Below are 7,768 nucleotides of genomic sequence, written 5' to 3'. Positions count from 1 at the left end.
GCCGGGTGCGCGGACGTGCCGGCGTCCGCGCACCCGGCGGTTCACTCGAACCGGATCGACTCCGCGCGGGGGTACTTCCGGCCGGGCAACGGCACCGGCGATCCCGTGAACGACACCGGTGTGCCGGTGGGCAGCATGGCGAGGCCGGTGGGCAGGTCGTCGCGGGAGGCGTACCACGAGCTGCCGCGGCTGTCGGTGATGAACCCGTGCGGCTGCCCCGGCTTCCAGCCGGTCACGGTGCCGCGACGGCGGCCGCGCGGCGCGCCGGCGGGCGAGGCCACGACCTCGGTGGACCGCACGAACGGGCCGTTCAACGGGTAGCCGAGGCGGTCGGCGGGCGCGAACAGGTCGTCGAACGCGGGCGTCGAGGTCGCCGCGGCCCTCAGCGGCGCCGCCGTGCGCGGCGTCCAGGCCGGTTGCAGCTCCGGGGCCGACCGGTCGTCCACGACCGGCACCATCACCCCGATGCCGCGACCGGTCAGCCGGGTGGCCAGCGGGGTGAAGTCGGCGTCACCGGTGATCAGCACGACCCAGTCCAACGGCGCGGTGGTCGCGAGCTCCCACGCCTCGAGTGCGAAGTGGACGTCGACGCCCTTCTCCTTGCCGCCGTGCAGGGGCAGGTCGTGCCGCGTGACCCCGGCGGCGGCCAAGGCCGCGTCGAACGCCGCCGCGGGTGTCTCGATGCGACCGCGCACGTAGTGCGCCTCGTGGATCACGCAGTCGTCGAGTGCGGTGCCCGTGCGGGTGTGGAGGTGCCAGCGCACCGCGTCGTGCAACCCGGCCAGCGAGATCCGCGCCCGACGCGGATGGGCGGTGGCGTAGAAATCGCTCAGGTAAGCGAACCACGTCCCGTCGTAGAACACCCCGATGCGCACGATCTCCCCTGCTGGTTTGGGCCGTCCCCCGAAGGGATACACCATGGCCGTGACCACACCGGAACCCGACCCCGCCACTGCGGGGGAGCCGGACTTCGCCGACGAGCACTCGCGCCCGACCTACGCCGACGAGCAGTCGGGCTCCGCCAACACCACACCGGACGAGTCGACGCCCGAGGGCATCGCCGGCGCCGGTGGGATGGACCCGGACTAACCGCCGACCGCCACAGCCCGCCGCGGCGTCGAGCACGCCGCCTCGCCGCTGCGCGAGCGTTCTGACGTCGGCAACACGAACGCCGGTGCCGTGGGTCGACACCGGTCCACCACACCTGCCCGCCGCGCTTCCGGCGTGCGAACGCATCCGGCCACCACGCGTCCCCGGCCCGCCATCGCCCCTTCCCCGTCACCCCGCTGTCGGCCCTGCCGCCGCCCGCCCCGAACCTCACAGGTGTGGCGGACCGGTGGAGTGGGCACTCGGACGGGCGGTACCCGACTCCCGAGGAGGCCTTGGTGTCCCCAGCCGATTACTGGCCCTGCTGATCGTCCTGCTCCTCACCCCGACCAGCCTCGCCGCCGCCACCCCCGCCGTCCCCACCGCCGCCGAGGTGTCCACGATCCGGTACAACCCCGGCGACACGTCCCCCGAGCACGGACCGAACTCGTTCGTCATCACCGTCGGCGACTGCGCGCCGTTGCGGCACATCGACTACAAGTGGGGCTCCACCTACGGCAAGATCACCGCGCCCTGCGACGAACCGAAGACCGTCTCCCTCGCCCCGCTGGGAGCGAACGAGCACCCCCTCCAGTGGCGCACCTGCTCGACCACCCTGTGGCGCTACCCACCGCGCCTGCACACCGTCTGCGGTGACTACCACTACGACGTGGTCCTCACCGACTGACCACGTCGTACCGCACCACCCGCGCCATCCCGCCGTCCACCGGGATGGCGCGGTCACGGCGGCGTGGGCGCGTGGTCGGTCGGCAGGGACGCCAGGCGGCGGCGGTGGAAGCGGGCGATGGCGGCGATGCCCGTCAGCGACACGGCGGCGCTCGTCACCAGGGCGATCACCGTGCCGCGGCCGGCTCCCTGGGTCTCGTCCAGCAGCACCATCCCGATCCACGCCGCGACGATCGGGTTCACCACGGTCTGACCGGCCACCACGAGGTCCGCCGGGCCGCTCGCGTACCCCAGCTGGATCAGCGCCGCGCCGACCAGGAAAGCCACCGCCAACCCGGCGAACGACACCCAGTGCAACCGCGGCAGCGCGGTCGTCACGTCCCGCACCAGCACGGCGACCAGCCCGTACGCCGCACCCGCCCCGGCGGCCAGCGCGAGGGCACGTGCCGTCCCGCTCCGGAACGCGCCGATGACGACGAACACGCACACCAAGGCGGCGACCACCTGACCCGCCCGCAGCGCCGTCGCCGGCGGCACGTCCGTCGTCACGGCGGACCGCGCGGCGATCGCGACGAACGTGGCCACCCCGCCCGTCGCCGCCATCACGGCCACCGCGAACCCCCGCGTCACGTGCCGGACGCCGATCGCCGCGATGATCGGCAACGACATGACGGCGAGCGGCGCGACGACCGTCACCGGCGCCATCGCCAGGGCCAGGATCTGCAGCACCGCGGCGACGAACAGCACCGCGAACCCGAGCAGCCACCGCCGGTTGCCCGCCAGCCGGGTGAACCGGCGCACGGTGAGGTCGCCGACGTCCCGTACGCCCGCGTGCTGGAGCGCGGCGCCGACCGCGCTCAGCACCGCACCCGCCAGCGCGCACAGGATCGCGATCCCCACCTCACCAGAGTAGGTGCCGCCCCGGTTACGCGGGGTGACGCGATGTCCACGAACGGTCGCTATCCGGCGCGCTCCCGCGGCCGTTACCGTCGCGATCCTGGAGGGGAGCGCACCATGACCTTCGCGCGTCGAGCGGGTGCGGCCGTGCTGGCGGCCGGACTCGCGTTCACCACGGCCGGGCCGGTCTCCGGCGACACCGCCGGGCCCGCCCTCGCCGCCGAACGGCTGGACCGGGGCGCGGCGACGCGGCCGGACACCGTCACCGGGTGGCACGTCGACACCGCGACCAAGGCCGTGGTGGTCTCGGTGCACGGCGACGCGACCGGCGTCGCCGAGTGGGCACGCGGGCTCGGCGCCGGCGCGGTCACCGTCGAGCACGTCGCCGAAGCGCCCCGCCCGGTGTGGGATCTCATTGGCGGACAAGCGATCTACAGCAGCAGCACCCGGTGCACGTTGGGCTTCAACGCCCGCTCGGGCACCACCCGCTACGTCCTCTCCGCCGGCCACTGCGTCGGCACGGGCAGCGAGTGGCACGGCGTCGGCGGCTACATCGGCCCGAGCGCCGGCTCCTCGTTCCCGACCAACGACTACGGGCTGATCCGCGTGGCGTCGACCGCCGCGGTGTCCACGCCGCTGGTCGACCGGCACAGCAGCGGCCCGGACGTCACGGTCAGCGGCTTCGCGACCCCGCCGGTCGGCTCGTCGGTCTGCTACTCCAGCCCGGTCTCGGGGTGGCGGTGCGGCAGCGTCACCGGGATCAACCACACGGTCTGCTACCCGCAGGGCTGCGTCGGCCAGCTCATCCGCGCGAACGCGTGCCCCGAGCCCGGCGCGTCCGGCGCACCCGTCGTCACCAACCCCGGTTCGGGCACGGCGGTCCGCGCGGTCGGCCTGGTCTCGGGCGGGTCCGGCAACTGCTCGACCGGCGGGACGACGTGGATCCAGCCGATCGCCGAGCCGCTGTCGGCGTACGGGCTCGCCCTCGTGACCGGCTGAGCACCCGCCACGACCGGCACGCGTCGACCAACTGTCAAGAACGACCCACGATCGTCGGTGTCCGGCCGGCCACCGCGTCCCCTAGCGTGCGCGACGCCATGCCGACGTCCACGTCTGGGGGTTCCCGATGAGAGTCCGCCGTCTGCTGGTCCTCGCCGGCGCGCTGGTGCTGCTCGCACCCGCGCCGGCCCTCGCCGCCGACCCACCGGCCCTCGCCGCCGACCCACCGGGCACCGGGCAGCCGGGCGAGTACCGCCCGGTCCGCGGCCCGTCGGCGCCCGCCGAGCACCGGTTCCTCCAGAAAGCCGTCCGCGGCGACACCATCCCGCGGCACGCGCACGACCTCGCCGCCGCCCAGGCCGACCGGATCCCGGCCGCCGGCGCGCCGTGGCGGTCGATCGGTCCGACGAACATCGGCGGCCGGATCGTGAGCCTCGCGCTGGACCCGCGCCGGGCCGACACCGTCTACGCCGCCGCCGCGAGCGGTGGGCTGTGGCGGTCCACCGACGCCGGGCGCACGTTCGCCCCCGCGTGGCCGGACAACGCCACCCAGGCCATGGGCGCGGTCGCGGCGGCCGGTGACGGCACGCTGTACGTCGGCACGGGCGAGCCCAACCCGGGCGGCGGCAGCGTCACCTACGAGGGCACCGGCGTCTACCGCTCCACCGACGGCGGCACGTCGTGGCGCAACGTCGGCCTGCGCGACTCCGGCGCCGTCGGCGGCATCGCGATCGACCCCACCGACCCCGACCGCCTGTTCGTCGCCGCCAACGGCTCCCTCTACAGCGCGGGCGGCGACCGGGGCGTGTACCTCTCCGCCGACGGCGGCGGCAGCTGGCGGCGCGTGCTCGACGTGCCGAACGAGTTCACCGGCGCGGTCGACGTGCAGATCGACCCGACCGACCCCAAGCGCGTGTACGCGGTGCTGTGGGACCACCGCCGGACCCCCGTGAAGCGGACCTACGGCGGCGTGGGCTCGGGCGTCTACCGCTCCACCGACGGCGGCCTGACCTGGCAGCGGCTCGCGGGCGGGCTGCCGGCGGCCGGTCCCGACGTCGGCCGCATCGGCATCGGCGTCTCGCCGTCCGAACCGGGCAGGCTGTACGCCATCGTCAACAGCACCGCGGGACCCTTCGCCGGCTTCTACACCTCCTCCGACGCCGGTGACAGCTGGACGCGGCAGCCCGAGCCGGACGTGCTCAAGACCTCGCAGTCGACCTTCGGCTGGTGGTTCGGCAAGGTCTGGGTCGACCCGGACGACTCGCGGCACGTGCACGTCGCGGGCGTCCCGCTGCTGACCTCGAAGGACGGCGGCGCGACCTGGACCGCCGACGACGCGTCGATCCACGTCGACCACCACGCCATGGTCTGGGACCCCCGCCACCCGGCCCGGGTCTACCTCGGCAACGACGGCGGCGTGTACCGGTCGGACGCCGACGGCGACGGCGGCTGGGTCAAGGCCGAGCACGAGCCGTGGACCCAGTTCTACAGCGTGGCGATCAGCCCGCAGGACGTCACGCGCGTGTCCGGCGGCACCCAGGACAACGGCTCGCTGCGGTCGTGGGGCGGGCCGGCGTTCAACGAGTACCTCGGCGGCGACGGCGAGGAGAACATCATCAACCCGCGCGACAAGGAGAACGTCTTCGCCTGCTACCAGTACGGCAACTGCTTCCGATCCACCGACGGCGGCACGACGATGGCGTTCTTCACCCCGGCCACGACCGCGGACCGCCGCAACTGGTTCACCCCGGTGCAGTTCGACCCGTCGGACCAGGAAGTCCTGTACTACGGCGGCAACCGGCTCAACCGGTCGGCCGACAACGGGGTGACCTGGACGCCGATCAGCCCGGACCTGACCGGCGGGCCGGGCCAGGACACCTACCCCTACGGCACCATCACCACCGTCGCCGCCGCGCCGTCCGACCCGCGCACGATCTGGGTCGGCACCGACGACGGCCGGGTGTGGCTCACCCGCGACCTGGGCGCCACCTGGGCGAAGGTGCTCGACGGCCAACCGTGGGTCACCCGGATCGCGGTGTCCGAGCGCGACCCCGCCACGGCGTACGTGACGCTGTCCGGCTACCGGTCGGGCTCCGCGCAGCCGCACGTGCTGGCGACCCGGTCGGCGGGCGCCCGGTGGACCGACGTCTCGGGCAACCTGCCGTCGGCGCCGGTGAACGACGTCGTGCTCGGCCGCGCCGGACAGCTGTACGTGGCCACGGACCAGGGCGTGTTCGTCGGCAACGCGCTCGCGCCAGGCCACTGGCTCAGGCTGGGCCACGGCCTGCCGAGGGTCGCGGTCGACGACATCGAGTACGACGGCCGCAACCACCGGCTCGTGGCGGCCACCTTCGGCCGTGGGCTCTACGAGACCACCGTGCCCTGATCACCCGCGAGGCCGGACACCGCCGGGTCGACGTGACGCGGCGGTGTCCGACCGGCGGATCACGGGCTGACGCAGGTCAGGTCGAGCGGCGGGTTGGCGTTCGGGCCGTTGGCCACGTAGCCGAACGTGGTCGACGCCCCGCTGCCCAGCGAGCCGTTGTACGGCGCGTTGCGCACCGACACGGCTCCGCTGGTCCCGGTGTTCACACCGCCCCAGAGGTTGTTGACGGTGTGGCCGGACGGGAGGGTCAGGCGGACCGTCCACCCGTTGAGCGACGCGGTGGAGGTGTTGGCCACCTTCACCTCGGCCTGGTAGCCGCCGCCCCACGAGTTGACCACGCGGTGGGTCGCGGCGCACGCCCCGCCACCGGGCTGGCTCGTGGTGGTCGTCGTGGTTGTGGTGGTCGTCGTCGTGCTCGTGGTCGTCGTGGTCGTGGTGGGGTCGTCGATGCTGCCCGGGACGGACAACAGCGCGTTGTACCAGGCGGTGGCCATCTTCGAGTAGCCGCCGGCGTTGGGGTGCACGCCGTCGGCGAGGTCGGCGGTGGTCAACGCGCGGTACATGTCGACCAGGTGCACCTTCTTGCCCGCGTTGACCTTGCTCTGCACCATCGAGGGGATCGTGGCGTTGAACGCGCGGACGTTCGCGTCGCCGGACGACAGCGGCACGATGGTCGCGACGAACAGGTCCGCGTTCGGCGCCAGGGTCGTGATCCGGTCGACCAGGGTGGAGAGGCGTTGGGGCGCGCCACCCGGGTTGCTGCCGTACATGTCGTTCGTGCCGATGTGCAGCAGGATGGTGCGCGGCGTGTACGTGCGCAGCCAGTTGGTGATGTTGCTGTCGATCTGGGCGATGGTCCAGCCCGAGTGGCCTTCGTGGTTGCGGTCGCCGAGGCTGGTCGGGCCGTTGGTCATCGACCCGACGAAGTCGACCGTGCGGCCGCCGGCGACGAGCTTCTGCCACAGGTCGACGCGGTAGCCGCCGGGGACGTTGAAGCCGTCGGTGATGGAGTCGCCGAGCGGCATGACCTTCACGCCGCTGTCGGCCTGCGCGGTGCCGACGGCGAGCACCGCGGCGGCCACCAGGGTCAGGGCGGCGGCCGCGCTCGCGAGCAGGTGCCTTCGTTTCATGGACCGGACCTCCGGGGAAGGTGAACTCGGTGGGTGGTGGCGTCGGCGGCGTTCGTCGGGCGACGACTCGGTCCTGCCCGTCGAGGGCGGACGACGGCGGTTCGCCGGCGCCGGAGGAAGCGGATGACCTGGCCGGTGTCGACGGGGATGGCGTGGCCGACCGCTGAACCGGCGCACGGCAACGCGTTCGCGGTTCTCATCGGGCAGTTCCTCCACAACCACGGGCAGGGGCGGAGCGCGTGAAGGCTGCCCGGCGCCCGACGTCGGTGTCCGGCTCTGAAACGTTCAGGAGTGTCCTTGGAAATGTTTCCGCTTGGCAAGGCAATCGAGACGCGGTCACGGCCGGTGGCCGTGCGTCGCGTGCGGCCGATTGCCGGCCCGCCCACGCCCGCCGCCCGCCCGCGTCGGCACGTGGTCGAACACCGGGATCGGCCTGGTGAACTGCGCGATCACCCGGCCGTCCCCAGTGCGGAACCGTTGCGGCAGACCGGCGGCGGCACGGCAGCGCGACCACGTGAGCTGAGCTGTTCGGGCTAACCGCGGGCTCTCGGCCGGGCGGCGAACTCGACGTCTCGTTTCGAAA

General features: G+C 73.5%; 7 protein-coding genes. 4 read left to right on the top strand and 3 right to left on the bottom strand.

Annotation, left to right across the window (positions count from 1 at the left end; genetic code table 11):
• Positions 1-41: 41 nt before the first annotated feature.
• Complete coding sequence (locus tag AB0I91_RS32315) at positions 42-920, bottom strand: NYN domain-containing protein (RefSeq protein WP_499640341.1); 879 nt, start codon at positions 918-920, stop codon at positions 42-44.
• On the opposite strand from AB0I91_RS32315, the gene AB0I91_RS32310 reads away from it, so the two are divergent.
• Both AB0I91_RS32310 and AB0I91_RS32305 read left to right on the top strand, forming a co-directional pair.
• The gene (locus tag AB0I91_RS32310; protein WP_499640339.1) at positions 919-1,089 is read left to right on the top strand and encodes a hypothetical protein; all 171 of its coding nucleotides are present in this window, start codon (positions 919-921) and stop codon (positions 1,087-1,089) included. The genes AB0I91_RS32315 and AB0I91_RS32310 overlap by 2 nt on opposite strands.
• A gap of 247 nt (positions 1,090-1,336) precedes the next feature.
• On the top strand, positions 1,337-1,774 hold the full coding sequence (locus AB0I91_RS32305; RefSeq protein WP_499640337.1) for a hypothetical protein: 438 nt from the start codon (positions 1,337-1,339) through the stop codon (positions 1,772-1,774).
• Between the two features lie 53 nt (positions 1,775-1,827).
• Here the strand turns inward: AB0I91_RS32305 and AB0I91_RS32300 are convergent, their stop codons facing one another.
• Positions 1,828-2,673: a DMT family transporter gene (locus tag AB0I91_RS32300; RefSeq protein WP_498781788.1), complete on the bottom strand. Its 846-nt coding sequence runs from the start codon at positions 2,671-2,673 to the stop codon at positions 1,828-1,830.
• A gap of 114 nt (positions 2,674-2,787) precedes the next feature.
• Between AB0I91_RS32300 and AB0I91_RS32295 the strand changes: the two genes are divergently transcribed.
• Together AB0I91_RS32295 and AB0I91_RS32290 are read left to right on the top strand one after the other, a co-directional pair.
• On the top strand, positions 2,788-3,669 hold the full coding sequence (locus AB0I91_RS32295; RefSeq protein WP_499640335.1) for a S1 family peptidase: 882 nt from the start codon (positions 2,788-2,790) through the stop codon (positions 3,667-3,669).
• 127 nt (positions 3,670-3,796) lie between these two features.
• The gene (locus AB0I91_RS32290) at positions 3,797-6,055 is read left to right on the top strand and encodes a WD40/YVTN/BNR-like repeat-containing protein (RefSeq protein WP_499640333.1); all 2,259 of its coding nucleotides are present in this window, start codon (positions 3,797-3,799) and stop codon (positions 6,053-6,055) included.
• A gap of 59 nt (positions 6,056-6,114) precedes the next feature.
• Here AB0I91_RS32290 and AB0I91_RS32285 read toward each other — a convergent pair whose 3' ends face one another.
• Positions 6,115-7,185 carry a cellulose binding domain-containing protein gene (locus AB0I91_RS32285; RefSeq protein WP_499640331.1) on the bottom strand — a complete coding sequence of 357 codons (1,071 nt, stop codon included), beginning with the start codon at positions 7,183-7,185 and terminating at the stop codon, positions 6,115-6,117.
• Positions 7,186-7,768 lie beyond the last annotated feature (583 nt).

The sequence above is a fragment of the Actinosynnema sp. NPDC049800 genome (assembly GCF_040656635.1).
GTDB lineage: Bacteria > Actinomycetota > Actinomycetes > Mycobacteriales > Pseudonocardiaceae > Actinosynnema.
This window is presented reverse-complemented; position numbering and strand designations above follow the sequence as displayed.